Here is a 25,401-nt window from a genome sequence, read left to right as displayed (position 1 = left end):
CCTCCACAAATGAAAGAGATCCTGCAATACCTTTTTAATCATCATACCTTGTCCAAATCTGAGGCAAAGGCGATTATGATTGAGATTGCCCAGAATAAATTCAATGCAACCGAAGTTACGGCTTTTATAAGTGTTTTCCTGATGCGAAATATCACACTTAAAGAGCTGGAAGGCTTTCGTGAAGCCCTTCTGCAAATGGCAGTTCCCGTAAACATAGATTCCGGAGATGCCATCGATATTGTAGGAACGGGCGGTGACGGAAAAAACACTATCAATATTTCAACTTTATCAAGTTTTGTAGTTGCAGGAGCGGGACAGAAAGTAACAAAACACGGAAATTACGGAGCTTCCACCATCACCGGATCTTCCAATGTACTGGAAGAACTGGGCTACGAATTCAAAAACAGTTCGGAAAAACTTCAGGAAGATCTTGAAAAAGCCAACATCTGTTTTTTACATGCCCCCTATTTTCATCCGGCACTGCAATCGGTTGGTGCGCTGCGAAGAGCTTTAGGTCTCAGAACTTTTTTCAATCTTCTCGGTCCGCTTGTGAATCCTGCAAAACCTCAGTTTTCCATGATCGGCGTTTACAATCTGGAAATTGCAAGAATTTACCAGTATCTTTTGCAGAAGGACAACCGTGATTTTATCCTTGTTCATGGGATGGACGGCTACGACGAGATCAGCCTTACCCACGACAGTAAAATTATTACCAAAAAAGGAGAAGAAGTCTATTCCACGGAAGATCTTGGCTTTGATTCTATTACGCATGAAAGCATAAAAGCGGGCGAAACCCCTCAGGAAACGGCAAAAATTTTCAGAAATATTCTTCAGGGAAAAGGAACGGAACAACAGAATGCCGTTGTATTGGCAAATGCAGCGGTTGCCCTTTATCACACCGATAAATTCGGAAGCTATGAAGATTGCCTTTTGATGGCGAAAGAAAGTTTACATGGAGGAAAAGCATTAAGAAGTCTGGAACTTCTTTTGGAATAATGAAATTGATTATGAATATTTTAGATAAAATCATACAAAGAAAAAAAGAAGAGGTTTCCTTCTCCAAATCGAATACTTCAGTCTCAGCATTGAAGGAATCTGAATTTTTCGGAAGAGAAAATTTTTCACTGAAAGAAAGCTTAAAAAAGAGAAGCGGAATCATTGCCGAATTCAAAAGACAATCTCCCTCAAAAGGAATTATTAATGATACAGTTTCACCTTTAAAAGTGGTTTCCGCATATGAAAAATTCGGGGCGAGCGGAATTTCTGTTTTAACGGATCGTGATTTTTTCGGAGGAAGTTCTGAGGATATTCTGAATGTAAGAAATTCTGTAAATATTCCGATTCTGCGAAAAGATTTCATGATCGATGAATATCAGTTTTATGAAGCCAAAAGCATCGGTGCAGATGTTATTTTATTGATTGCAGCCTGTCTTTCACCGCAGCAGGTTTCAGAATTTACAGAACTTTCTCACGAGTTGGGATTGGAAGTTTTACTGGAAATCCATACCGAAGAAGAGCTGAAACATATTAATAAAAACATTGATCTTGTGGGAATTAACAACAGGAACCTGAAAGATTTCAAAGTGGATCTGCAACATTCGGTTAATTTGAAAAATCAGCTTCCGAAAGACATTCTGTCTGTTGCCGAAAGCGGAATTTACAACGAAGAAGATTTCAGATATTTAAAAAATGAAGGTTTCGACGGATTTCTGATGGGCGAATATTTTATGAAACATGAAAATCCCGGAAAAAAGTTGGCTGAATTTATTTCGAATACAGGAATTTAAAAATCAGGTATGAAATCACCAGACAACAATCTATTGACGAATAAAAATGCTCCGAAGCTAAAAGTTTGTGGATTAACCCAATCTGATCAGATTCAGAAGTTAATATCTTTACAGACAGATTTTCTCGGTTTTATCTTTTATGAAAAATCGCTCAGGTATGTTTTGAAACATTTGAATCCGGCACAGATTTCAGCAATTGAACATTCTGGAAAAGTCGGCGTTTTCGTAAATGAAAACTTAGAAAAAATAGTTGAAACGGCAGAAAAAGCAAAACTGAATTTCATACAGCTTCACGGCGATGAAGATGAAAATTTTATTACAGAATTAAGAAAAAAATTAAATTCTGAAATCAAAATCATCAAAGTAATCCGAATTGGAAACCAAAACTCAGAGGAACTTCAAAAAACAATCAATCAATATGGGCAAACAAACGATTATATTCTTTTCGACACCGATTCAAAATCATTTGGAGGAACAGGAAAAACCTTCGACTGGAATCTGTTAAACGACATTGAAATTCCTCTTCCCTATTTTTTAAGTGGCGGAATTTCAGAAGAAAATACAGAAAACATAAGCATTTTAAAACAAAAGCCTTTTGCTCTGGACATCAATTCGAGGTTCGAAACAGAACCCGGAGTTAAAAACATCAGCCGGATAAAAATATTTAAAGAAAAACTGATCTGATCATAAATTAAAACACAATAAAAATGATTGTCCGTAATTTGTCATAATTAGAAAACCTTTGAGTTCTTTGCTGAGTGAAACGCCTTTGCGAACTTAAAAACAGTTGGTATATAAAAGAATCTTAGCGATTCTTTGCGTTAAAATTAAGCATTATGATCAATAACGGATAATCAATAATAAAAAAACAAAAAACATTGAAAAAATATTATTCGAGAAAACTGAAGCTTTTAAAATTTAAGAAATTAAATCTTGAAGAGATCGGAAAATCCGTTCACAGAGTCCTGTTTTCTCAAAAATTTGAAAATGAAAAAGTAGAAAGACTGCATGATTTTGTCTCTGAAAATGACAGCAATACAGAATATTGGTACATCGGAGGATTATTAAGTGATTTCATCGAAATCATTAAAAATTTCCACAAAGAAGATGTCGAATATTTCTTTAAAACCATTCATTTCTGGGACAGCTATCATTTGGTGGTGATTGCCGATAAATTACTCGACAGCAACGTAAAAGCCAGTGTGAAATATGATTTCGGAATCGTTTACTGTAAAATTTTCTGCCTGTATGAGAAATTCGACTCTTATTATCTTGTTGATAATCTTGAAATTGCGATTACCATGTACAACTCGAAATTAGATTTAGATATTTTAATAGATTTAACTGCAAAACTGCATCTGCTGCACCAAAACAGACAGATCAGCAAACAGCAGTTTGATTATAACCTTTCACTGATAAATACATTACAAAATGAATTATAGAAACCCCGACGAACACGGATATTATGGAGAATTCGGAGGCGCTTTCATCCCGGAAATGCTCTACCCGAACGTAGAGGAACTGCAAAAAAACTATCTTGATATTATTGAATCTGAAGATTTTCAACAGGAATATCAGGATTTGTTAAAAAATTACGTAGGACGTGCAACGCCACTGTATTTTGCGAAAAATTTAAGCCGGAAATACAATACCAAAATTTACTTAAAAAGAGAAGATCTCAACCACACCGGAGCGCACAAAATCAATAACGCTTTAGGACAGGTTTTGTTGGCAAAACGTCTCGGAAAAAACAGAATCATTGCCGAAACCGGAGCCGGACAGCACGGCGTTGCCACTGCTACAGCCTGCGCGCTTCTGGGACTGGAATGCATCGTTTACATGGGCGAAGTCGATATCCAGAGACAGGCTCCCAACGTCGCAAGAATGAAAATGCTCGGCGCAAAAGTCGTTCCTGCAACTTCAGGTTCCAAAACCCTGAAAGACGCTGTAAATGAAGCCTTAAGAGACTGGATCAACAACCCCGTGACCACTCATTACGTGATCGGAAGTGTAGTCGGTCCGCATCCTTTTCCGGATCTTGTGGCGAGATTTCAGAGTGTAATTTCAAAAGAGATAAAAGAACAGCTTCTGGAACAGACAGGAAGAGAAAATCCTGATTATATTATTGCCTGTGTTGGTGGCGGAAGCAATGCAGCAGGCGCTTTTTACCATTTTGTAAACGAAAAAGACGTGAAAATTATCGCTGCTGAAGCAGGAGGTTTCGGTGTAGAATCCGGAAAATCTGCCGCAACGACTTTTCTGGGAACTTTAGGCATTCTTCACGGAAGCAAAAGCCTTGTGATGCAGACCAATGACGGACAGGTTATCGAGCCCCACTCCATTTCCGCAGGGCTGGATTACCCCGGAATCGGACCTTTTCACGCGAATTTATTCAGAGAACAAAGAGCAGAATTTTTCAGCATCAACGACGATGAAGCTTTGAAATCAGCGTTTGAGCTCACCAAACTCGAAGGCATTATTCCCGCTCTGGAAAGTTCTCATGCGCTCGCGGTTTTCGACAAAAAGAAATTTAACGAAGACGATATTGTAGTCATTTGTCTCAGCGGTCGCGGAGATAAAGACATGGAAACCTATCTGAAACATTTGTAAAATAATTCGGGCGATAATTTCCGTCTTCCACTCCCGCTTTTTTGTTCCGCTTTGCTGCACAAAAAGAGCTCCGTTCAAGCCGGATCGCATCGTCTACATCAAAAATAATTTTTGTCATACGAAGAACTGATGAACTTACACTTTATTTAACCATAAAAGTCATAAAAGATAAACTAAATGATTAGTGTTTATCAATAAAAAGATCACAACAGCTTTCAAAAAATCTTTGATTTTTACACTTTTGAAAGCGAATGTTATCAACCTTATCTTTATAAATATCTTTTGCACCTTTTGCGGCTAAACTAAAAAACCATTTAAGCAGATCTTTACGAAATGACATCATTAAAAAGCATTTTTAAATGAAAAAACTAAATATATACTTCACCGCAGGAATTCCCGAGCTGGAAAATACTGCTGAAATCATACAATTAATTCAGGATTCCGGCGCAGAGATGATCGAAATCGGGATGCCTTATTCAGATCCTGTTGCAGACGGTCCCGTTATTCAGCAGGCTCATGAATTAGCCCTGAAAAACGGAATGACGATCGAAAAACTTTTCTCACAACTGAAATCCATTAAAAACGAAATAAAAGTTCCTTTAATTTTAATGGGCTACATCAATCCCGTGCTGCGTTTCGGATTTGAAGAATTCTGTGCAGCATGTTCGGAAAGCGGAGTTTCAGGATTAATTATTCCAGATCTCCCTCCCATCGAATTTGAGAAAAATTATCAGAAAGTTTTAGCAAAATACCATCTGAATTTCACCTTTCTGGTGACTCCCGAAACTTCGGACGAAAGAATTTTATACCTCGATTCCTTAAGCTCCGGATTTTTGTATGCAGTAAGTTCATCTTCAACCACCGGAAACGATCAGGCTGTTCTCAAAAACGAAGAATATCTTTCAAGATTAGCTTCACTTCCTTTACAAAATCCGGTGATGATCGGTTTCGGAATCAAATCAAAAGAAGACTTCGAAAATGTAACCGAAAAAGCCGACGGCGGAATCATCGGAACCGCTTTCGTCAACATTTTACTTCAAAATAGAGACTGGAAGACCAAAGCTATAGATTTCATCCATTCCATTAAAGCCTAAAAATCACTAAATTTGTGTATTCAAAAAATGATATGAATACAATTCAGAATAAAGTAGTAGAATTTGAAGACTTAGGAACGCGGGAATATCAGTCGGCGTGGGATTATCAGGAATCTCTGATGAAAAACATCATAGATCTGAAAATTAAAAACCGCGATCTTCCTGCGGAACAGCACAGCAAAACGCCCAATCATTTTCTTCTCGTGGAACATCCTCATGTGTATACGCTGGGAAAAAGCGGACATGAAGAAAATATGCTTGCCGGAATTGATAAACTGAAAGAGATTGATGCCACTTTCGTAAAGGTAAACCGCGGAGGAGATATTACGTATCACGGTTACGGACAGATTGTAGGCTATCCTATTTTAGACCTTGAAAATTTCTTCACGGATATTCATAAATATATGAGAAATCTGGAAGAAGTGATAATCAGAACCATTGCCGAATATGGATTGAAAGGCGAACGTTCTCCCGGAGAAACCGGAGTCTGGCTGGATGTGGGAAAACCTTACGCGAGAAAGATCTGTGCAATGGGCGTAAAAGCTTCCCGCTGGGTAACTTTACACGGATTTGCCTTAAATGTAAATACGGATATGCGTTATTTTGAATACATCATTCCGTGCGGCATTAAAGACAAACAGGTAACTTCCTTAAAAAGAGAACTGGAAAGAGAACTCACTCCTGAAGAAATGGAAGATATTAAGGCTAAAATAAGAAAGCATTTTACGGAGGTTTTCGAAGCGGAACTTATTGCTAAGTAATTTTTACTAAATAACATTTCCCTGCATATTGCGATGTGCAGGGATTTTTAATTAAAAAATCAATATTAGACGTACGTTCGGCGTTCCGTAGGAACGCTATCTTTAGAAAATTCATTGAGAATTACAGATATCAATCCTACGGATTGATTGATGAACTGATTATTATTTCTACACAGATTCTGCTCCTAAAGGAGCAAAGATTTTTACTATAAACAACTTAATCAGAAAAACAAACAGGCTTCAGCCAAAGCTTATCATCAATTTTGCCCAACTTAACCTTGACTGTAATCTTCACATCAGACTGAAGTTCGGTAAGAGTGATAAAACATGATCAATTTATAACCCATTAATTTCATCGAACTCACGTTAAATACATTTGCCCAATTTAATTTTTCCAGTATTCATCGGTAATCTGAATGCCTGATAAAATTTCTTAAAAATTTTGAATTTATATTCAATTTTTTATTACTTTTAAAATCACAACGCAGTGAACTATCGATAAAAACTGCACCTCATTAACCACAAAAATTAAAACTATGAAAAAATTTCTGCTATCCGCAATGGCATTTGTGATGGTACTTTCCTCCAATGCCTGTTCAGATTCCAGTGCCAATCAGGATCCGAATCTTGTTGTAAAAGAAAACAATGAAAATGCCATGAGAGACTTTGGCAGCACTATTCCGGTAGGGATTCAAAAAGAAGGCAATGTCCTGAAAGTTTCTTTCATCATTTCTGCGCAGTTCTATGAAATTAAAGACAGTAAAGAAAATGAAGCCTTCATCTCAATGATTAAATCAGCAATAGAAAATGAAACTCCGGTTCATGTTTTCCTGAAAAAAAATTCCAACGAAATTGCCAAAGTTGAAAAAGCAACAGATGAAGATGTTACTTACTTCAAATCCATCTTCACCAAAGAAACTCAAAGCGAAACGAGCAAAGCAGTAAGTGTAATTCCGAATCTGGCGACTCTGAACAATCTTTTCATACAGATCAAAAATCAGTCGTGCGGAACTTCTACAGCTTCTTCACCATGTATCACGTTCAGATATGCAGTGGACGGATGTTATGCAAGAGCTCATAAAATGAGACAGATCCTTCTGAATGCAGGTTATGACTGCGAAAAACAATTCGTCTACGGAAACCTGAAAGCTTCTACAGGAACGTGCTGTGTTTCGTGGGGATATCACGTAGCTATTTTAGTAAGCTTTAAAAATGCTTCCGGTGTGGTTGAAAAAAGAATTATAGATCCTTCTCTTTTCACCTCCGGACCGGTAACTGATACTGCATGGAGAAATGCGTGCGTAAATACAAGCTGTGGTTCCGCCTCTGCTTCTTCTTACGCCAATACGGCAGGAAATGTATATTACAGAAGTCCGTCCGGTTCGCTGCTTTATGACAACAATTATATAAACACGAATTGTGTACTGACAACATTTTCTACATTATCCGGATGCTCTCCAGTTCCGGCTCCAAGTGTAGCAAGCTGTGGATTCTAACAAATCTTTTATATAGCTCCTGCAATTATTTGTTATTTTGCAGGAGCTTTTTAAATTATATTTTCATGAAATTCTCAACCTATATCCTCTTCATAATAATGATGGTCATTTCCTGCTCCGGCAATCAAAGTTCACAAAACCTTACATGGTACAACAATTCGGTGATTAGTGATATTACAGATGATCCGGATCGGCCGCAGGAATTTGCCCGTGTTTCCATAGGAATCAGCGCGCAGGTTTTCTATCTTTCAAAAAAATCTCAGGATTATACTCATCTTATCGAAAAGGCAACTTTAAGTCTTAAGACAAACAAAAAATATGATATTGGCATTGAAAATAAAACCAATATTATCAGACAGATCAAAGACGTAAAATAATCTTTTCATCACATTATCATTTAATTACAGATATTCCGGCATCAATTCTCAATTCCGCTCCGTATATGTAAGATGCTTCATCAGAAGCAAGAAAAAGTACCGCCTTTGCAATTTCCGAAGGTTCTCCCTGTCTTTTAAAAGGAATGGTAGGAATAATATGCTGTACCGCTTCATCAATCTGTTCTGAATTTAAGCCCGTATTATTAAAAATATTGGTTTTGATATGTCCCGGACTAATTCCATTCACTCGGATTCCTTTAGTCGTCAATTCAGTTGCGAAAGTTTTAATAAAAGACTGAACTGCCGCTTTTGCTGCAGAATACACCGAAAAATTGGACATCCCGAATTCTGTGACAAAAGAAGTATTAAACACAACCGAGCTCCCCTCTTTCATTAAAGGAAGCATCTGCTGAACTGTAAAAAAGCTGCCTTTTACCAGCATATTGAAAAGCTCATCAAAATGATGTTCATCCACATTTCCAATCGAAGCAAATCTTCCGTATCCTGCATTTGCAAATACCAGATCGATATGTTCCGTTAATTTTTCAGCTTCATTTCTAAGATTCATCAGATCGCTTATTTTTCCGGCATCCGAAACAATTCCGAAAGCATTTTCGCCTAGCTTATTTATGGCATTTTTTACATTCTCTTCACTTCTTCCGGTGATGATTGCCTTTCCGCCTTCCTGTATAAACTGTTGCGCTGTTGCGAATCCCATTCCGTTGGTTCCGCCTGTGATAAGAGCGGTTTTGTTTTTAAATCTCTGCATTGTTTTTTGGTTTAAAATTCTTCAGCAAAAATGGAAAGTTCAGTCTTCAGAAAAAATCCGATTCCTGCGATGTTTTAAGAAGGTTTTAAAATTTTTTAAATTAAATTTAACAAAATTAAATTGCACACAATTTAATTTGGCAATATTTTTGTATCATAGTATTCAAATTAAAAAATTAACAAAATGTCATTAATAGAAGATTTAAACTGGAGACATGCTGTAAAAGCATATGATCCAACAAAAAAAGTATCAGAAGAAGATTTAAATAAAATTTTAGAAGCCGCAAGACTCGCTCCTACTTCTTCAGGATTACAGCCTTTCCGTGTGATCGTAGTGGAAAATCAGGAATTAAAAGAAAAAATGGTTCAGGGTGCGTTGAATCCTGAAGTGATGAGAGATTCTTCTCATGTTTTGGTTTTCGCGGCATGGGACAGCTACTCCGATGAGAAAATCGATAAAGTGTACGATCATCACACCGATGTAAGAGATTTGCCGAGAGGAAGATTTTCCAGCTACACCGATAAAATTAAAGAAATCTATGGTGCGCAGACTCCTGAAGAACATTTCGCGCATACTGCAAGACAAACGTATATTGCTTTAGGACTTGCCATGGCTCAGGCTGCGGAACTTAAAGTAGACAGCACTCCTGCAGAAGGTTTCAGCAATGAAGTGGTGGACGAAATTTTGGGCTTGAGAGCTTTAGGCTTAAAGAGTGTGAGCTTACTGTATTTAGGATACAGAGACGAGAAAAACGACTGGCTGTCGCACATGAAAAAAGTAAGAATTCCGATGGAAGAATTCATCATCAAAAAATAACACCTCTTCATTTTTCAGAAATCATGGAAAATCCCGAATTTTTAAAATTAGAAAACCAGCTCTGCTTTCCTTTATATGTGATTGCGAAAGAAATTACGGGGCTTTACCGTCCTTTTCTCGATGAGCTGGATATTACTTATCCGCAGTATCTTGTGATGATGGTGCTTTGGGAACATGACGGACTTCCGGTGAACAGCATCGGCGAAAAGCTGTATCTGGACAGCGGAACGCTTACACCGCTTCTTAAAAGACTTGAAAATAAAGGATTTATCGAAAGAAAAAGGAAAAAAGAAGATGAACGTGTGGTGGAAGTTTTCATCACAGAATCCGGCAGAAATTTACAGGAAAAAGCCTGTGGAATTCCGGAAAAATTATTTCAGAAAATCGGAGCATCGCCTGAAGATTGGAAGGCTCTGAAAGAAAATGTTCAAAAAATATTAACGAAAATAGAAAAATAAATGAAAACTTTGTATACAACAAAAGTAACTGCAACAGGAGGAAGAAACGGACACGTAAAAAGCGAAAACGGAGTTCTTGATCTGGACGTAAAAATGCCTAAAGCTTTAGGCGGAGCCAATGACGATTTTACCAACCCCGAAATGCTTTTCGCAGCAGGATATTCTGCATGTTTCGACAGCGCACTGAACAGAGTAATTTCTTTGTCTAAAACAAAAACCGGAGAAACTACAGTAACGGCGGAAGTAAGCATCGGACAATTGGAAAACGGCGGTTTCGGATTGGCGGTTCAGCTTGATGTAAATATTCCGGAAGTTTCTATTGAGGAAGCACAGGCTTTAACAGAAAAAGCGCACCAAATCTGTCCATACTCTAATGCAACAAGAAATAATATCGAAGTAAAACTTTCGGTTACAAATAACTAATTCAGCGTTTTACGGTATAAATATCAGAATCTGTTTCTTTGGAAGCAGATTTTTTTGTTTAGTAGGATAAGAAACTTTAAACAGAAATTTGTTTCATCCGAAAAACGTTTATATGTTTGTTGTAAACTCATTTTAAATTTAACCGCAAAAGGTACTTATTGGATTTATTCAAGGTATTTCAAAAGTCTGCAAAGAGAAAAAATCTTTGATTTTTTTTAAACTTATGTGCTCTTTTTCCCCATTTGAGTAGTAAACTTAAACTACTAAAGTGTTACAATCTTTTGCATCTTTTGCGGTAAAAAAGTTTAAACAGAATTTCTTTAAAAACCATCATCATTTGAAAAAGCTTTTCACCTTATTCATCACAATTTTTAGCTGTCTTCAGTTGTATGCTCAACATACGTATGTTTTTTTCGGTTCTTTTAACTGGGAAAAAGAAACGGAGGGAATTTATGTGTATGAATTGAACACGCAAAACGGAAAATTATCGAAAATTGCTTCTGTTTCGGGGATTTCAAATCCTTCTTTTCTCACTTTGTCACCGGACGGAAAATATCTTTTTGCGTGTACGGAAAGTAAAACAAAGAACGGCGGAAGTGTAAGCAGTTTTGAATTTAATGCTGATAAAAAATCTTTACAGTTCATCAGTAAACAAATCAGCGGTGGTGAAAATCCGGTTTATCTTACGGTTCATCCAGGCGGAAAATGGCTCGTTAATGGAAATTATACGGAAGGAAGCGTTTCTGTTTACCCGATTTCAGGTAACGGAACTCTTGAACCTTTTGTGCAGAATATACAATTTTCGGAAGGAAGTATAAATCCCGAAAGACAGGATCGTGCGCACATCCATTCCACCGTTTTTTCTCCGGATTCTGATTATCTATTTCTGCCTGATCTCGGAGCGGATAAAATTCGCGCCTATCGTTTTAACAATGAAAAAAATACACCTTTGCAGGAAGCTGAAATTCCGTTTGTAAAAACAACTTTGGGAGCGGGACCGAGGCATTTTACCTTTTATCCGAATGGAAAATTCGCGTACTGTATTGAAGAAATGGGCGGTGCAGTCAGTGTTTATGCTTACGAAAACGGAAACCTGAAACCGCTTCAGAGGATTTTTACCCATCCCGAAACCTGTAAAGGAGATTTTGAAAGTTCTGATGTTCATCTTTCGCCGGACGGAAAGTTTTTGTACGCTTCCAACCGCGGAAAAGAAAATAATATTGCTATTTTTTCGATTCAGGATGATGGAAGCCTGAAAACAATCGGTTATCAGTCTGTAAAAGGGAAACATCCGAGAACATTCAATCTCGATCCAAGCGGACAATTTTTAATCACCACCAATACGGCAACAAATAATGTTACGGTTTTTAAAAGAAATCCTGAAACCGGTTTGCTGAAAAAAGCCGGAAGAAAAATTAAGATCAGAAATGTTTCGAATGTACAGATCAGAAGATATTAATTGTATTTTTTTAGGTAATTTCGATTTTAACCTAAAAAGAGACAAAGAAAATTAGAGTGTTTATAAGGATATTCGAAGTTCTCAAAACAATAAAAATTCCTCTCATCTTTTCTGGTTCAATAAAAGTTGAAACAACTTATTGTATCTTTCAAATTATAAAAAGTTACTATATGAAAATGTACATCATCGTTTTTAATACTGTTCCTGACAAATTAGTTCCTGTTATTACTGCACACGCTTCTTTAGCCTGCTACAAAAAATTTGAGGACAACGAAAATATGATTCAATGGATCAGCGGAATATTCAAAAAAGTAGTTTGTGTCGTAAACGAAACCGAATTTAACAGTTTTAAAAATGAGACAGATTATGTTTTACTGACGGAATCTTCACTAGACAACAGAGAAGTCGCTTTGGCATTTTGTCCGAGAGAGGAATATCCGAAAAAATTTAAATTTCTGAAAATGTGGACTCCACAGAATATCTGAATTACCTCATCCCTGAATCGCTCTTCTTAAAAGCATCCACTTTCTGATAAGAATCGTTTTTCTCTTTTTCTTTTTTGTCTGAAATTAAAATTCCGAAAAGATGATCGATTTCGTGCTGGAAAATAACGGCTGTAAAACCTTCCACAATTTCTGAATATTTCTGACCTTTTAAATCGACATATTCAAGCTGAATGACTTTGCTTCTGTAAAACTGATCTCTGAAATCGGGAATCGAAAGATCGCCTTCGGGACCTAAATTCTGTAATTCTGATCTCCAGACAATGACAGGATTGATAAAATATTCCAACGGTTCACCTTTTTTATCAAAACGCTGAACCCAAATTACTTTTCTGTTGATTCCGACCTGTGGTGCGGCAATTCCCACTCCGCCATCGGTGGAAAGTAAAGATTCTTTCATTCTGCTGACCAAAACTGCCGTGTTTTTATCCAGCGGATCGATTTCTGCGGAAAGGCTTAATAACGTCTTGTGCTGATTTTCGTCTGTGGTCTGATAAATCGGCAACGCAGAATTTTTATCTCCCTGATTGATCATGGAAATTTCGTTTGGTGTCAGTTTTTGAGCGTTCATCAAACCGATGAAAAGGATGAAAAGAAGGGATATTTTTTTCATTTTTCTGAATGTTTTGCAAAGATAAATATTGCAGACTAAGTTTTGTATTTTTTGGTTAAAACCCAATTAATTTTTTGGTGAAAAGCAATGAAAAATATGCAGACCTTATTGTCTTTTAAACGAATCATTGTCATTCTGACGAAGGAAGAATCTGTTTAAATTCTCACACACTTTTAATCTAAATGAAAACATAGCTTTTAACTTTTTACCTGGCTCTTTCTCAATACGTTTTCGTCATATCACTGGGAATGATCAGATTAAAATCGGTGGGAATGTAATCTTTCTCAGGAACTTTTAATTCAGGATTATCCGATTCAAAAACAGAAATGACCGCCATTTTCAGGTTCGGATTTTTTTGTTTAATGTACCAGTAAATCCCGCCAAATTCCTTGCTGTGGTAGTTTCCGTTGTAATGAATGAATGTTTTTCCGGATTGCAGATTCTTTAAAATAGATTCTGCCATAGTCACATCTTTTATTGCCTGAGCGGAAATAAAATTCATCACTTTGGTTCCGTCTGCGTGATCGCCCATCATCGCTTTCATTTCAGGGTAACCCGGCGTTTCTAGTGTTACTTTTATAGGAAGCTGTGCGATATAAGATTTTTCTTTTTCAGATAAATTATTCAGAGATTCCAGACCTTCTTTGGCGGTTTGGGAAGCGTATTTTCTGGGAATATTGGTTGCGATGAAGTTTAGTTTTTTTGCTTTGGCAAAATCAACCAAAGGTTTATAATCGGTCGTGAAATTATTCCAGAGTCTTGCGGAATCTTTCAGTGTTTTCGCATCTATTTTCCCGTTGAGATATTGATTCAATTGCGGCTGATTATCTCTTTCGAACATTTCAGCACCTAAAATAAGCTGTCCGTTTTTCTGACCATATAACCCTTCCGTCACTTTAAGCTGTAACCAATGGTTGATGGAGTTGTTATGATTTTCACCAAAGAAAACCACGTCGTAATCAGCCAGTTGTCTGATGAGTTTTTCGGGCTTTACTGATTTTCCTTTTTTGTCGTAAAACTGATAGGCTTTAAATTGCTGTGCCTGAAATGAACAGAAAACAGTAAGAAAAAAGGCAGTGAAAAGGTTTTTCATTTTAATTTGTTTTTTAAACACGAATGGCTTTACAAATATCATGATATAATTTTAATTTTCTGTTGTTTTTTTAAACACGAATAACACAAATGGTTTCACGAATATCACGATATAAATTTAATTTTTTAATGATCTATTGTTTATTTTAACGCGAAGCTTTTTTTAAACACTAATCACACAAATGGTTTCACGAATGACACAATGTAATGTTGTTTATTTTATAACGCAATGGTCGCAAAATATTTTTGATTTCTAATTCTTTATATTTCGTTCGCAAAGGCACTTCGTTCAGCAAATGATAGAACGAGTCACTCAGCTAAGACATTGCCAAATGCAATCATAAAACGTTCGCTTAATAACAGATGTAATCTGAATAACTTTGCTTACTTTAAAATATTTAACTTAAAATATCTACTTTGCGTTAAAATTTTCAGAGTGAATGCAATTGAAAAAATCTTATTTAATTTTCTGTTGTTTTTTTAAACACGAATGACACAAATGGTTTCACGAATTACTCAATGTAACGTTGTTTATTTTTATCACGCAAGGATCGCTAAGTTTTTAGCTTATTGAGGATATTTTTCGTTCGCAAAGGCACTTCGTTCAGCAAATGATAGAACGAGCCACTCAGCTAAGACATTGCCAAATGCAATCATAAAACGTTCGCTTAATAACAGATGAAATCTGAATAACTTTGCTTACTTTAAAATATTTACCTTAAAATATCTACTTTGCGTTAAAATTTTCAGAGTGAATGCAATTGAAAAAAATTTATTTAATTTTCTGTTGTTTTTTAAACACAAATCACACAAATGGTTTCACAAATTACACAATGTAATGTTGTTGATTTTTATAACGCATGGATCGCTAAGTTTTGTTTTTAGTTTATTGAGGATATTTTTCGTTCGCAAAGGTACTTCGACAAGCTCAGTATAAACTATTCACTCAGCTATGGCTAGTTCTATCATTTGCTGAACGAAGTGCCCTTGCGAACAAAAAAATATGCTCAATTAGGTCAAAAAGACTTCGCGTTCTTCGCGTTAAATATTGTATCATTCGTGAAACCATTCAATAAATTCGTGTTTAGATAAAAGCCGCCTGTAAAAAACAAAACGGCTTAAAGAAACTATCTAACTATTTCAATTTATTTTTCAAGATCGGCGACGAGGTCTTTCCATTCCTGTAATTCCGGGATTCCGGGTTTTCTTTTTCCGAAAAACTGAACGATAAAATCGCCTTCTTTATTGAAAACTTCAATGGCGGTCACTTCTCCGTCTTCTGTCGGTTTTTTCACAATCCATGCTTCTGCAATTTTGGTAACGTCCAGATGTAGATTGAAATCCGGATCCATCACGTTGAACCATTGCTGATGCCAAAGTGTTTTTTTCACATTTCCCGTATGAATCTGGATGATTCCTCTGTTTCCGACAAAAATCATGATCGGAAGTTCTTTTTCCGATGCATCTTCCAGTACGTTTACAACTTTTGAGCTTTCAATTTTCTTTGCAAAACCTTTCGGAGCCAGTCTCAGCGCCTGCGTTCTGCTCACTCCGAATTTTCGGGTCATCATAAAGAAATCGTGGGTATCTTTCAGATTTGTCCATGCTTTCTGGAAGCCTTCTACATCAATTTCGGTGTCCGGTTTTTCTTCTGCTTTCGGAGCTGCTTTTTCAAAATCGAAAGATCCGTTCTGCTCTTCTGCTTTATATTTTTCTGCCATTTCATCGAAAGCAGCTTCGTTGCTGTCTTTGGTAAGGTAAATTTTATGCAGCGCCAAACCGTCTTTTCCGAAAAACTGAAGACTTTTTTTATCTCCTTCCACCACTGCGAAAGCTAATTTCCAGTGATTCAGGAAAATTCTTAAATCAATATCTTCTCCCACGAAAAGCTGTGCATGAGGACTGCTGAAATCGCCGTTCAGATACACTCCTTTTCTTTCGTGAACGCACTCTTCGTTGCGTGTAAGCGCCATTACTTTTCCTAACTGCTCCACTTCTGCTAAAATATTCTGAAACTCCGGCTTCAGAACCGTTACGCCTTCTCCTACGCTGGTTGCCAACAGTTCCGCTTCGCTTACTCCAAGTTCTGCTGCGGCATTTCGGATTCTCATATGCGGATTTTCAGCTTTAAGAGCTTCCCATTTTTCCTTCAGATCGTTTACTAATGTGCTCATTTATTTATTTTTTAATGGTTAAAATTGTATAATTTCTTGTGATGGTTTCTTCTCCGGTTTTGCTTTTTACTTCTTCCTGCCGTTCGGAAATTTTCATTCTTTTAAAATAACTTTTGGAAACGGTTTCCTCCATTTCATCGGTATTGTACAACGTAAAACCGAACTGCGTAAAAGGAAGTTTTTCCATGAAATCCCGCTGTCCGAAAGTGAGTACAAATGTTCCGTTGTCTTTCAGAACTCTGTAAATTTCATTGAGAAAATCTTTTGGTGTTTCCCAGAAATAAATGGTGTTTACGGTAAATATTTTATCGAATTTTTTGTCTTCAAAAGGCAGTTCTGTTCCTTCATACAGGACAAATTCAGCCTGATTTTCAAAATCTTTATTCAGTTTTATGGCTTCATGATGCATGGTTTCCGAAATATCAATTCCGGTATATTTTAAATCAATGGCTTTGTTTAAAATATTTCTGACATGCCCCGCATTTCCATGACCGATTTCCAGAATGTGTTCGTTGTCTTCTATTAAAAGGGTCTGTATGCTTTCCAACGTCATTCCGATGTTGGTTTCATTCATCATTTCGCCGATCTCGATTCCTTTTTCTCCTTGAGGATGGGCGAGATTCTGTGCTAATATTTTCAGTTTTTCTGTATCCATATTATCCAAAAATAATCATTGGGAGCGAAGTTACCGGATGATTGCAGATTGTACACGGAAAATTGTAGGCTTCCCGGATATTTTCAGCGGTGAAAACCTCTTCCGGAGTTCCGTATGCGGCAACTTTTCCTGATTTCATTAATAAAACTTTATCGGCATACTGTGCGGCAAGATTGAGATCATGAAGAACAACAATCGCAGAATTGGCTTTTTTGGTAAAATTTTTAATGATTTCCAATGCTTTGTACTGATGTTTAATGTCTAAATTATTTAAAGGTTCATCTAAAAAAACAAGTTTGTGGGCAATTTCGTTCTGAAGCTGCGCAAAAACCCTCGAAAGATGAACGCGCTGTTTTTCGCCTCCCGATAAAGTGTTGTATTCTCTTTCTTTTAAATGCAGAATATCCGTTTCATTCATCATTCGGTTTGTCGATTCATGGTCTTCTGTTTTGGGCTGTGCATCGAAATACGGATAACGCCCCATCATCACGACCTCTTTTACTTCCAGCGGAATATCGTTGCTGTTGTGCTGTGAAAATTTGGCTTTGTGTTTTGAAAGCTCTTTCACATTCCAGTCGTTGATATGCCTGTTTTTAAATACAATCTGCTGTTCAGATTTAATTTCATTGGCAAGAATACTCAGAAGGCTCGATTTTCCTGCTCCATTCGGACCGACAATTGCCAGAAATTCGCCATATTCCAGATGAACGTCCACCGAATCCAGAATATGAAAGGTTTTATGCTGATAACTGATCTGATGCGCTTTTATCATAACAGTGATTTTTTAAATTTAACTAAAATCGCAATGAAAACAGGACCTCCCATTAAAGCGGTTAAAATCCCGATCGGAAGTTCCGAAGGTTCCACAATACTTCTGCTGAAAGTATCTGCCGTCAACAGTAAAATGCTTCCGCAAACTGCTGATAACGGTAAAATAACGGCATAGTCTGATTTAAACAAAAATCTTAAAATATATGGAACGATAAGCCCGACAAAACCAATGGTTCCTGAAAATGCCACACAACTTCCTACCATTAAAGCCGTAATAAGGATGATCTGCTTTTTTAATCTTTCTACATTAATTCCCAAATGCTGTGCATCTTTTTCGCCTAACATCATTGCATTCAACGCTTTGCCTTTTGGCAGTAAAACCGTGTATGAAATAACCAGAACGATTCCCAAAATAATATTCTTCGTCCATGTCGCAGCGGCTAAACTTCCTAAATTCCAGAACGTTAAATCTCTTAACTGGTCATCTTTCGAGATGTAAATCAGGAAACCTGTAATGGAAAATCCGATCGCTGTAATGGCAACTCCCGATAATAACATCATCACGACATTGGTTTTACCGCCGCTGGTTGAAATTCTGTACACCAGAAGCATGGAAATAAAAGACCCGATAAAAGCAGCGATCCCCACTAATGAAAACTGTACGGCTTCAGGAAGAAATTCTCTGAAATATCCTCCCAAAACGATGGTAATGGCTGCAAGCAAAGTTGCGCCGGAAGTGAGCCCGATTAAATCTCCTGTTGCCAGAGGATTTCTGAACAATCCCTGCAAACCGGTTCCCGAAACCGCCAACATACTTCCGATAAGGATCGCCATCACAATTCTGGCTGCTCTTACGTCCCAGACTACATATTTATCGCTCATTGTGAGTGACTGATCTCCGTTCATTATTTTTTGTAAAACAGTGAATGCAGACTGACCTCCGAAATCGTAAACTCCGGTGTTAAGCGACCCTACTGCAATAATGCAAAGCAGTACGGTGCTTATGATGATGTAAACGGATAATTTACTTGGTGCTTTCAATCAGAAGTTGGTTTAATTCTACTGCTGCCTGTCCTAATCTTGGTCCGAAACCGGAAACAAGACCGCCGTCCATGGCAATAATTTTTTTATTTTTTCCGGCATTGGTTTGGGAAACACCCGGCATTTTTAACGCTCCTTCGTTTCCTCCCGCTCCCTGCAGTCCGCTCGTGAAGAAGAATAATACATCGGGATTTGCTTTTACAACCGCTTCTGGCGTTAAAGGTTTGAAATCTTCAAAATCATTAACGGCATTTTGTCCGCCTGCAATTTCAATTAAAGAAGCCATCGGTGTATTTTTTCCTGAAACCATAAGCATATTTCCTCTTGCGTAGATGAACAGGACTTTCGGTTTTTTGGCAATCGGCTGAATCTGTTTCAGATCGGCATCAATTTTATCATTCAGTTTCTGATAATCTGTATTTCCGACTGCTTTCGCCACTTCTGCGATCAGTTTTTTAGTTCCGTCAACGGTAAATTCCTGCTTAAAAATTTCTGTTTTGATGCCGGAAGATTTAATTTTCCCCATCAGTTCAGGATTGATGTCTTTATCTGAAGCTAAAATTAAGGTGGGAGAAACTGCCATAATCGGCTCGATGGTCATTGATCTTACGTGTCCCAGATCTTTAGCTGTCGATTTAAGAGATTCGGGAAAAGTACTTGTCACGTCGGTTCCCACGATTTCTTTTTCGTGACCCAAAGCGGCTACTATTTCAGTGATTCCGCCGTTCAGCGTTACGATTTTATGAGCAGATTTGGGAACTTCAGAGCTTTGTTCTGTTTTATTTTCAGTAGAAGCTCCTTCTTTTTTGCAGGAATAGACTGCCATTAATACAGATGCGGCAAGAATGAATTTTTTCATGATATCTTTTTATTTGATTTAAAAATTTTAAAACAAGGGTTTGTATTCGAACTGCGGATAGCCTCTTTCGCCGCTGCTGCTCGTAAGTCTGGTGAATCTCAGCTTAAAGTAATATCCGTCCGGATCTTTGATGACATAAAATACATCACCTTTCACCTGATATCCGGAAGGTCCGACTTCCCGCCAGTTTCCTCCGATAACGCGCTGATCGTTGTAGATGAATTTCGACTGATCGATATCCGAAACTTTAAAATTATTGTAGGCTTCAACACCGGTTGTGGTTCCTGAAGCTTTTACTTCATAAGCTCCTGCTCCACCTACATTATTGATGGTGATAAAGTCTGCATACACATAGCTTCCTGCTCCTGTAATGGTATTGGTAAAGACCGAAAAGCAAAGATCCCATTTCTTTTTTTCAGGCTGAATGAAGAGTTCTTTTTCATTTTTCAGGCTGACGAAATTATAGTTGTACGCGGAGTTTTTATTGATGGTTAATTCCTTGTGAGAGGTTGAATTTAATGGGGCGTATTTTATTTTATATCCTCCGTTTGAAGTTCTCGAAACCTGAATTTTCATCCATCCTCTGCTTTCTCCGGCTGTGGTAACGCTTCCCGCAGGAACATTTCCTGTGTAAATTCCTTTTCCCATGTTCAGAAGGTATACTGCATTTTCAGATTCATTGGGATTAATTTCTTCAATCGCGGTATAGCCTGAAGGAAAGTTTCCTTTCACATCATCAATATAAATGGTGTTGGAAGGGTTAAAATTCGCAACCTGTACAAGATCCTGTAAACCGGAAACCTGAGATTCTGTGACCAGATCGATATTTGTAGCATTCGGGATTTTTCCTGCTGCCATCATCAGAGAAGAATTAAGAATGACTTTAAAATTGCTTCCTGAATACAAAGCGAGATCCCAATCGGTTCTTTTGGTCAGCACTTCAGAATCCGTTCCCAGATCAAACCAGACCTGATTGGGCTGTGTAGGTCCGCCAACGGTAGGATTCACGATGGAACCTTCAATTTTTGATATGGCAACGGGATCTTCATTATCATTAATGCAGGACTGGGTGATGAATGATGTCCCGATGAAGAGGTAAAGAAGTATTTTTTTCATTTCAATGATTATTTTTTAAAAGTTGTAGGTAAGTCTGGTGAAGTAGCTTCTGCCGTAGAAAAGGTTCGAGTTCGGATCGGTGGTTCCGTGTGCGGTTCCGGCAACGGTGGTATCTCTTACGGATGAAACATCAAAAATGTTCTTGATTCCTGCACTGAGTTCAAAATGATTTTTGAAAAAGGGCTGACTTACCACGAAATCCATCATGTTAAAGTTGCCGCGCTCTCCCACATAATAAAAAGGATGGGCAATATCCTGACTGTCTAAGACAAACATCTGAAGTTTCCCGACGTGTCTGTAAAACAACGAAACATTGGTTCCGGTTTTTGGGAGGGTATAGTTTGCAGCCAGTTTTCCTTCGAATGTATAAAAGAAATCATCTGGAGAAACCAGAGTTCCCGAAAAGAGCTCTTTTCCGATGCCATAATAAGAGGCATTAGCGGCAAGACTGAACTGGTTTTTCTGAACTTTAAAATTGGCTTCAAAAAGTAATGATCTGAATTTATTGATATTGATGTATTTGTACTGCAACGGACTCTGATTGATCTGCAGAACTTCTATTCTGTTTTTAAGATCCATGTACGTTGCGCTCGCTCCTACCTGAACATTCCATCCTGAATTGGTGGTGAATTTTTTGTCTCCGTTTAAAGAGATCGTGATTCCTTCTTCCGGTTTTAAATCTTCATTTCCTCTGATGTCGTGGTTGCTGTCTACAAAGTAGGTGTAGAGTTCATCAAAATTGGGAAACCGGTTCGCGCTTCCTGCCACGAGTCGGATATTACTGGAATCATCTATTTTTCCTCTTACCGTTAAGGAATAATTGTGCTGTGTATCAAATTTATCACTCAGCGCCAAACGGTAACCGGGTCTTAATGAAAGCCATTCTGTAGGATTCCATTCTGCAGAAATAAAATTGGCGTAGTTGAAAATTTTTCGGTCTACATTATTTCCTGCAAAATCTCCTGCTATAAAACCTGCGTATCCTTTGGTATGATCGAGTTCATAACCCAACTGGAAATCTATTTTTTTATCATCAAGAAAATTGCTGAAAACACCTCGCGAATAGATGACATCTGCTTTATTATAGGACTGATATGCTTCTTTCGTTCCCATTACTTTCCTGTTCGGAATATCATAGATAAAATCTCTGTATTTTCTGTCCTGAGTCTGATAAGAAAAATCACCGGTATAATTGATGCTGCCTAATTTGGTCTGAACATTTAACTGATTGACGTATCTTGTGGTGAGGTAATCTCTGTCGGCAGAAGTATAAGTTCTGTTTCCCTCTCCTAAATAAAGTTCTGAAACAATCGGGCTGTAGAAATTGAGTTTTTCATTAACGAATCCGAATTTATAGAAAACGGACGTTTTATTTTTACTGTAGCGAATTACTCCGTCGATATTCAGAACATCTTTCGGCTGCCACAGATATCCTCTTTTTCCGTCCTGTTCAAAATATTTATATCCTTCCTGCGTTCCCTTGAATCCCTGAAAATCGTTATGATTGATATTGGCTCCGATATACCAGTTTTCATTTAAGTTATATCCTGCATTCAGCGTTTGAATATGTCTTCCTTCTCCTTTTTTGTACCAATTGTATTCTTTTCCTACGGTTTCTTCCTGAACCGAAGCATTTAACGTTAATTTTTTCTGAGTGCTTTTTTTGGTAATGATATTGATGACTCCGGCAACGGCATTGCTTCCGTAATCCACTCCCATTGAACCTCTTACCACTTCTATACGTTCTACATTATTGATATTGAGTTTGGTGAGATCTATATTGTTTCCCAGTCCCACATCTCCCACCACAGGAATATTGTCAATCAGGATTTTGGTATATTCTCCACCCAGTCCCAGTAAACTCGCCGTTGAATTTCCTGAATTGCGGTCTGAAGTAATTAGGATGTTCAGACTTTGGTTTAAAACATCTGCCACATTGGTTGCTGCCATATTTTTGATCTGCTGCGCATCGATGACCTCCACTTTATAAATTGATTTATTTATGGATTGCTGAGTATACTGTCCGGTAAGGACAACTTCTTCAATTTTTTCCAGCTTTACAGAATCTTTTTTCTGCGCGTCCATCCACAAAATCATCGTTAAAGCCAGAACAGAAAGCAATTTCTTCTTCATAGGATCAAAAAATTTTTGACAAATATAATATTTTATTTAGAACAATTAAAAATAATTATATAATTTTGTAGAATAATTCTAAATAAAAATAATGTTATGAAATTAGGACTACTAATTGGAGGTTTACTGCTTACAGCGATTTCGGGAAATGCACAAGTAACAGCGATTAATGAAAATTTTGAATCTTTCACGGCAGGAACAGGCGCAGCGTGGCCGCAAAATAACTGGAACCGTGTACAAAGTGGTTCCGGACCGTGGGTATATATTGACAATTCGAATGCAGCAGACAAACATATCCAGTATTACAGCTTTTTTACAACGAATACACCGGGTTACGCTATTGCTCCGCAAATTGTTGCACCCAATGGAAGTCAGACACTTACGTTCAAGTCTTCCCTTACAGCAGGATCTTCCGCGGGAAGTACCGGAACTATTGAAGTTGGCTTTGTGGACGGCGTTACAACAGCAGATATGGCAAGTTTTACAAAGATTGGAAATACGATTACGCTTACTTCAACAGATACGCAGTATTCCGTACCGATTCCTGCATCCAATAAGCAGTACATCGCATTTAAGATTGTGGGAAGTCTAAATCATACCGCGATTCAGTTGGATGATATTTCTTATGCGGTAAGTTCGATACTTGCGGTTTCAGATCAGGCAAAATCAAAGGAAAGTGTACAGTTTGCAGTGAATTCCGACAATACCACATTGCAGTTTGTTGCTAAAAAAGAACCGAAAAAAATTCAGATTTATTCGGCGGGAGGTCAGAAAACAGCCGAAGGAAAATTATCCGGAAGATCGTTTGATATCAGTACGCTTAAAACCGGAGTTTATTATATTTTGATTGAAACGGCGGATGGAGAAATCGTAAAATCAAAATTCATTAAAAAATAAACTTTTCACAGGATCACAAAAGTTCACAGGAGCTTTATTGATAATACTTTCTATTTTTTCTAATAAAAGGCTGTCCGCAATAGTGAACAGCCTTTTAGTTTTATGCTTCCCTCAGGAAGATTGAAGTTATTTTTAAACTTACAACTTCCTTCTTACAGCTTATAAAGTTTTAAATCCTTTAAATACCTGAGTAGAACTTTCCAGCATTTTAGAAACGTTTCTTCTGAAATCCAGCAAATGATCCTGTCCGTTGTGTCGGTTCAGGTGTTCTTCACTTTCCCATAATTCCACCATGAAAAAAGTTCCTTTGTTATCTTTGTCTTCAATAAGGTCATACTGCAGACATCCCTCTTCTTTTCTGGTTTCTCTTACCAGAATCTGGAAAAGTTCAACTGCTTCCATCAGATAATTCTCATTAAATCTGAAAAGCGCAACTACGTTTATGTTCATTGTCATTTTTTTAGTGGTGTAAATGTAGAATATTTTCAAAACCGAAAAGATATTTCATGCTTTTATTTTTCCACATTTAACAGATTTTATCACTAAAAAACAGATTTGTAAATGGTAATCGAGCTCATCACGATCACCAGAGTTCCGATGATGATAAACATACTTTTTACAGGAAGTTTTGCCGTTAACATCGCAGAAAAAGGAGCGGTAAAAATTCCTCCGATCAGAAGACCGAGAATGATATTCCAGTGCTGAATTCCCAATGTGAAAATAAAAGTAATGGCTGCTGTTAAGGTTAAAATAAATTTTGCCACCGTAGAACTTCCCACCGCAAATCTCGGCGTAAAGGAATTTTTAATTAAAGTTCCCGTTACCAACGGTCCCCATCCTCCTCCGGCAAAGGAATCGATAAAACCTCCGACTACTCCCAAACGCGTTAAATTTGTTTTCCGTTTTAATTTTTTGTCCTGCTTATTTTTAAAAGCATTGGATAAAATCTGAATTCCCAGATATAATGTGTAGAAAGAAATAATTGTTTTGGTGATCTTTGAATAATATTCTCCGAGATATGTGAGCGAAACCGCCCCGATAATTGCTCCGAAAACCGCAGGAATGGCGAGTCTTTTCACCAGACTTTTGCTTACGTTTTTCAGTCTGATATGACTGATGCTTCCGGCTGCCGTTGTAAAGCTTTCCGCAGAATGAATACTTGCGCTCACCGCATGAGGCGGAATTCCGAGAAACAAAAGCGTGGTTGTACAAATTACGCCGTATCCCATTCCCATCGATCCTGCAACGATTTCTGCCAAAACTCCCACCAACATCATCCAGTAGAAAATGTAATTGTCTTTGGCTAAAACAGTGAACAGTTCATCCAGATAGCCCAGTTCATACATCGTAAAGACAACAACCAACAGAAGTGCGATCGTCACAAAAAATACATTTAACCTGAACTGAACTTTTCTTGAAATAACCATTTTTTCTGTTTTCTATCGTTTTAAACCACTCTGAAATATTTATACAGCTAAGAAAACTCACTTTAAATCA

At 37.5% G+C, this 25,401-nt stretch carries 27 protein-coding genes; 15 read left to right on the top strand and 12 right to left on the bottom strand.

The features are described 5' to 3' along the window. Positions 1 to 9: 9 nt before the first annotated feature. From trpD to BW951_RS12440, 9 genes are all read left to right on the top strand, one after another. Entirely contained in the window at positions 10 to 996 is a 987-nt protein-coding gene (gene trpD / locus BW951_RS12480) for an anthranilate phosphoribosyltransferase (RefSeq protein WP_076393673.1), read from the top strand. 11 nt (positions 997 to 1,007) lie between these two features. Further along, positions 1,008 to 1,787, top strand: a complete 780-nt coding sequence (gene trpC, locus BW951_RS12475) for an indole-3-glycerol phosphate synthase TrpC (protein ID WP_076393671.1) — start codon at positions 1,008 to 1,010, stop codon at positions 1,785 to 1,787. 9 nt (positions 1,788 to 1,796) lie between these two features. Next, positions 1,797 to 2,471 (top strand): phosphoribosylanthranilate isomerase, encoded by a 675-nt coding sequence (locus BW951_RS12470; protein ID WP_076393269.1) that lies wholly within the window; start codon positions 1,797 to 1,799, stop codon positions 2,469 to 2,471. A 194-nt stretch (positions 2,472 to 2,665) separates the two neighbouring features. Next, on the top strand, positions 2,666 to 3,229 hold the full coding sequence (locus BW951_RS12465; protein ID WP_076393267.1) for a hypothetical protein: 564 nt from the start codon (positions 2,666 to 2,668) through the stop codon (positions 3,227 to 3,229). Continuing rightward, complete coding sequence (gene trpB, locus BW951_RS12460; RefSeq protein ID WP_076393265.1) at positions 3,219 to 4,397, top strand: tryptophan synthase subunit beta; 1,179 nt, start codon at positions 3,219 to 3,221, stop codon at positions 4,395 to 4,397. The genes BW951_RS12465 and trpB overlap by 11 nt, the downstream gene beginning before the upstream one ends. Before the next feature lie 359 nt (positions 4,398 to 4,756). Beyond that, positions 4,757 to 5,491, top strand: a complete 735-nt coding sequence (trpA, locus tag BW951_RS12455) for a tryptophan synthase subunit alpha (RefSeq protein ID WP_076393263.1) — start codon at positions 4,757 to 4,759, stop codon at positions 5,489 to 5,491. Between the two features lie 32 nt (positions 5,492 to 5,523). After that, complete coding sequence (gene lipB, locus BW951_RS12450; RefSeq protein ID WP_076393261.1) at positions 5,524 to 6,252, top strand: lipoyl(octanoyl) transferase LipB; 729 nt, start codon at positions 5,524 to 5,526, stop codon at positions 6,250 to 6,252. Positions 6,253 to 6,788: 536 nt separating this feature from the next. Further along, positions 6,789 to 7,748, top strand: coding sequence for a protein-glutamine glutaminase (locus BW951_RS12445; RefSeq protein WP_076393259.1), 960 nt, complete (start codon positions 6,789 to 6,791; stop codon positions 7,746 to 7,748). Positions 7,749 to 7,813: 65 nt separating this feature from the next. After that, on the top strand, positions 7,814 to 8,125 hold the full coding sequence (locus BW951_RS12440) for a hypothetical protein (RefSeq protein ID WP_139326155.1): 312 nt from the start codon (positions 7,814 to 7,816) through the stop codon (positions 8,123 to 8,125). 16 nt (positions 8,126 to 8,141) lie between these two features. On the opposite strand, the gene BW951_RS12435 is transcribed toward BW951_RS12440, so the two are convergent. After that, complete coding sequence (locus BW951_RS12435; protein ID WP_076393255.1) at positions 8,142 to 8,894, bottom strand: SDR family oxidoreductase; 753 nt, start codon at positions 8,892 to 8,894, stop codon at positions 8,142 to 8,144. Positions 8,895 to 9,077: 183 nt separating this feature from the next. Between BW951_RS12435 and BW951_RS12430 the strand changes: the two genes are divergently transcribed. The 5 genes from BW951_RS12430 to BW951_RS12410 all read left to right on the top strand — a co-directional run bounded on the left by BW951_RS12430 (position 9,078) and on the right by BW951_RS12410 (position 12,535). Continuing rightward, entirely contained in the window at positions 9,078 to 9,710 is a 633-nt protein-coding gene (locus BW951_RS12430) for an NAD(P)H-dependent oxidoreductase (protein ID WP_076393253.1), read from the top strand. 23 nt (positions 9,711 to 9,733) lie between these two features. Continuing rightward, on the top strand, positions 9,734 to 10,168 hold the full coding sequence (locus BW951_RS12425) for a MarR family winged helix-turn-helix transcriptional regulator (RefSeq protein ID WP_076393251.1): 435 nt from the start codon (positions 9,734 to 9,736) through the stop codon (positions 10,166 to 10,168). Then, positions 10,169 to 10,591, top strand: a complete 423-nt coding sequence (locus BW951_RS12420; protein ID WP_076393248.1) for an organic hydroperoxide resistance protein — start codon at positions 10,169 to 10,171, stop codon at positions 10,589 to 10,591. It abuts the gene before it with no gap. A 337-nt stretch (positions 10,592 to 10,928) separates the two neighbouring features. Beyond that, positions 10,929 to 12,050, top strand: a complete 1,122-nt coding sequence (locus tag BW951_RS12415; protein WP_076393669.1) for a lactonase family protein — start codon at positions 10,929 to 10,931, stop codon at positions 12,048 to 12,050. A gap of 170 nt (positions 12,051 to 12,220) precedes the next feature. Then, a complete protein-coding gene (locus BW951_RS12410; protein WP_076393246.1) occupies positions 12,221 to 12,535 on the top strand; it encodes an aminoacyl-tRNA hydrolase in 315 nt (104 codons plus the stop codon). Position 12,536: 1 nt separating this feature from the next. Here BW951_RS12410 and BW951_RS12405 read toward each other — a convergent pair whose 3' ends face one another. From BW951_RS12405 to BW951_RS12365, 9 genes are all read right to left on the bottom strand, one after another. Beyond that, the gene (locus tag BW951_RS12405; protein ID WP_076393244.1) at positions 12,537 to 13,166 is read right to left on the bottom strand and encodes a peptide deformylase; all 630 of its coding nucleotides are present in this window, start codon (positions 13,164 to 13,166) and stop codon (positions 12,537 to 12,539) included. A 220-nt stretch (positions 13,167 to 13,386) separates the two neighbouring features. Then, complete coding sequence (locus tag BW951_RS12400; RefSeq protein WP_076393242.1) at positions 13,387 to 14,259, bottom strand: ChaN family lipoprotein; 873 nt, start codon at positions 14,257 to 14,259, stop codon at positions 13,387 to 13,389. Between the two features lie 1,144 nt (positions 14,260 to 15,403). Then, entirely contained in the window at positions 15,404 to 16,432 is a 1,029-nt protein-coding gene (locus BW951_RS12395; RefSeq protein ID WP_076393240.1) for a hemin-degrading factor, read from the bottom strand. A gap of 4 nt (positions 16,433 to 16,436) precedes the next feature. After that, entirely contained in the window at positions 16,437 to 17,087 is a 651-nt protein-coding gene (locus BW951_RS12390; protein ID WP_076393238.1) for a class I SAM-dependent methyltransferase, read from the bottom strand. A 1-nt stretch (position 17,088) separates the two neighbouring features. Continuing rightward, positions 17,089 to 17,859, bottom strand: coding sequence for a heme ABC transporter ATP-binding protein (locus tag BW951_RS12385; protein WP_076393236.1), 771 nt, complete (start codon positions 17,857 to 17,859; stop codon positions 17,089 to 17,091). Next, a complete protein-coding gene (locus BW951_RS12380) occupies positions 17,856 to 18,899 on the bottom strand; it encodes a FecCD family ABC transporter permease (protein ID WP_076393234.1) in 1,044 nt (347 codons plus the stop codon). Before BW951_RS12380 ends, BW951_RS12385 begins: the two co-directional genes overlap by 4 nt. Beyond that, complete coding sequence (locus BW951_RS12375; protein WP_076393232.1) at positions 18,883 to 19,758, bottom strand: heme/hemin ABC transporter substrate-binding protein; 876 nt, start codon at positions 19,756 to 19,758, stop codon at positions 18,883 to 18,885. The genes BW951_RS12380 and BW951_RS12375 overlap by 17 nt, the downstream gene beginning before the upstream one ends. Before the next feature lie 27 nt (positions 19,759 to 19,785). Beyond that, positions 19,786 to 20,874 (bottom strand): HmuY family protein, encoded by a 1,089-nt coding sequence (locus BW951_RS12370; protein ID WP_076393230.1) that lies wholly within the window; start codon positions 20,872 to 20,874, stop codon positions 19,786 to 19,788. Positions 20,875 to 20,889: 15 nt separating this feature from the next. Beyond that, positions 20,890 to 23,007, bottom strand: a complete 2,118-nt coding sequence (locus BW951_RS12365) for a TonB-dependent receptor plug domain-containing protein (RefSeq protein ID WP_076393228.1) — start codon at positions 23,005 to 23,007, stop codon at positions 20,890 to 20,892. Between the two features lie 96 nt (positions 23,008 to 23,103). Here BW951_RS12365 and BW951_RS12360 point away from each other — a divergent pair, with 96 nt between their 5' ends. Then, complete coding sequence (locus BW951_RS12360; protein WP_076393226.1) at positions 23,104 to 23,904, top strand: T9SS type A sorting domain-containing protein; 801 nt, start codon at positions 23,104 to 23,106, stop codon at positions 23,902 to 23,904. A 159-nt stretch (positions 23,905 to 24,063) separates the two neighbouring features. Here BW951_RS12360 and BW951_RS12355 read toward each other — a convergent pair whose 3' ends face one another. Together BW951_RS12355 and BW951_RS12350 are read right to left on the bottom strand one after the other, a co-directional pair. Next, the gene (locus BW951_RS12355; RefSeq protein ID WP_076393667.1) at positions 24,064 to 24,354 is read right to left on the bottom strand and encodes a putative quinol monooxygenase; all 291 of its coding nucleotides are present in this window, start codon (positions 24,352 to 24,354) and stop codon (positions 24,064 to 24,066) included. 92 nt (positions 24,355 to 24,446) lie between these two features. Beyond that, the gene (locus BW951_RS12350; protein ID WP_076393224.1) at positions 24,447 to 25,331 is read right to left on the bottom strand and encodes a sulfite exporter TauE/SafE family protein; all 885 of its coding nucleotides are present in this window, start codon (positions 25,329 to 25,331) and stop codon (positions 24,447 to 24,449) included. Positions 25,332 to 25,401 lie beyond the last annotated feature (70 nt).

Source organism: Chryseobacterium gambrini (assembly GCF_900156825.1).
In the GTDB taxonomy this organism is placed as follows: domain Bacteria; phylum Bacteroidota; class Bacteroidia; order Flavobacteriales; family Weeksellaceae; genus Chryseobacterium; species Chryseobacterium gambrini.
This window is presented reverse-complemented; position numbering and strand designations above follow the sequence as displayed.